The sequence below is a fragment of the Neptuniibacter pectenicola genome (genome assembly GCF_001597735.1).
Classification (GTDB): Bacteria; Pseudomonadota; Gammaproteobacteria; order Pseudomonadales; family Balneatricaceae; genus Neptuniibacter; species Neptuniibacter pectenicola.
Genome location: NZ_LUTS01000032.1, coordinates 1 through 1773 on the forward strand (window position 1 = coordinate 1; position 1773 = coordinate 1773).

1 protein-coding gene is annotated in these 1773 nt (G+C 51.4%); it reads right to left on the reverse strand.

Annotation, left to right across the window (positions count from 1 at the left end; genetic code table 11):
* Window positions 1–204, reverse strand: a 204-nt coding sequence (locus A3773_RS16675; protein ID WP_197462816.1) for a hypothetical protein, incomplete at its 3' end; no start/stop codon positions are given.
* Window positions 205–1773 lie beyond the last annotated feature (1569 nt).

The window sequence follows — 1773 nt, forward strand, 5'->3', positions numbered from 1 at the left end:
ATCTATGTAGATACAATTGAGCACTTTCTTTCCCTTCCCTCTTCCTCCCCTCTTCCTTTCTCTCTTCCTCCTCTTCCTCCCCTCCTTTCCTTCTTTCCCCTTCCCTCTTTCTCTCTTCTTTTCCTCCTCTTTTTCCTCTTCCCTTCTCCTCTCTACCTTCTCCTTCTTCAACTCTCCTTTCTCCCTTACCTCCTCTACTTCCACTTCCTTTCCTCTCTTCCCTCCCCCTCCCTTTCCCTTTTCTTTCCTTCTTCCCTTCTTTCTTTTTTTCCTCTTTCTTTCTTTTCCCTCTTTCTTCCTCCCCTTCTTTTCTTTCCTCCCTTTTCTTCCCCCCCCCCCTTCTCTTCCTCCCCCCTTCCTCCCCCTTCCTTTCCCTCCCCCCCCTCTTCCTTTTTCCTTTTTTCCCTCTCCCCCCCCCCTCTCCCCCTCTTCTTTTCCTTCCCCTTTTTCTTTCTCCTCCTCCCTTTCCCCCTTCTTCCCGTTTTCTTCTCTTTCCTTCCTCCTCTTTTTTCCCTTTTCTTTTTTTTCCTTCCTTTCCCCCCTCCTCCTTTCTTCTTTTTTCTCCCCCTTCTCTCTTTTTCTCTCTCCTCTCTTTCCCCTTCTCCTTCCCCTTTTTCTTCCCCTCCTCCCCTTCTTTCTCCCCCTCCCTCCTTTTTCCCCCTTCCCTCCCCTTCTCTTTCCTTCTCCTCTCCCTCCCCCTCTCCCTCTTCTTCTCTTTCTCCCCCCCTCCCTCTTCCCCTCTCTCCCCCCCTCTTCCTCCTCCCTCCTCCTTTCTCCCCCTCCCCTCCTCCCTTCCCCTCCTCTCTTTTTTTCTCTCTTCTTTTCTTTCCCTTCTTTTTTCCTCTCTTTTCCCTCTTCTTTCTTTCTTCCTTTTCCCCCCCTCCCCTCCTTTTTTCTCCCTTCCTTTCCTTTTCCTCCCTCCTTTCTTTTTTTTTCTCTCTCTTTTTTCTTCTCTTTCTTCCTTTTTTTCTCCTTTCTTCTTTTTCCTCCCTTCCCCCTCTTCCCTTCTTTCTCTCCCTCCTTCTCTTCCCCCCTTTCCCTTTCCCCCCCTCTCTCTCTCCCTCTCCCCCTCTCCTTTTTTTTCCCCTCCCCCCTTCTTTCTCCTTTTTTCCCCCCCTTCTTCTTTTTTCCCTTTCTCCTTTCCCCCTTCCTCTCTCCCCTCCTTTTCCCTTTCCTCTTTCCCCCCTCCTTTCTCTCCCCCCCCTCCTCTCTCTCTTTCTTCCCCCCTCCTTCCCTTCCCCTCTCTCTCCTCTTCCCCCCCCCTCTTTCCCCTCTCTTTCCTCTCCCCCCCCCTTCCCCCCCCCCTTCTCCTCCTTTTCCCTCCCCCCTCTTTTTTTCTTTTTCCTCCCTTCCCCTCCTCCTTCCTCTTTTTCCTCTTTCCTCCCCCCCTCCCCCCTCCCCTCTCTTCTCCCCTCCCTTCCTCCTCCTCCCCTTCTCTCCCCCTCTCTCTTCCTTCTCTTCCTTCCTTTCCTTTCTCTTTTCTTCCCCTTCTCCCTTTCTCCCTTTTCCTCCTTTCTTCCTCCTCCCTTTTCTCTTTTTCTTTCCTCTCCCCTCCTTCCTTCTTCTTCCCTCCCTTCTCCCTCTCCTCTTTTCTCCTCTCCCCCCTCTTCCCCCCCTCCTTCCCCTTCCTCCTCCTCTCCCTTCTCCTCTCCTCTTTTTTCTCTTTCCTTCCCCTTTCTCTCCCTTCCTTATGCCTCCTTATCAGCTAACGGCTTTTCAAATTTCAAAAGATCTTGAATTTGGCGATCATCAATTTCTAAAGAACCGTAACCG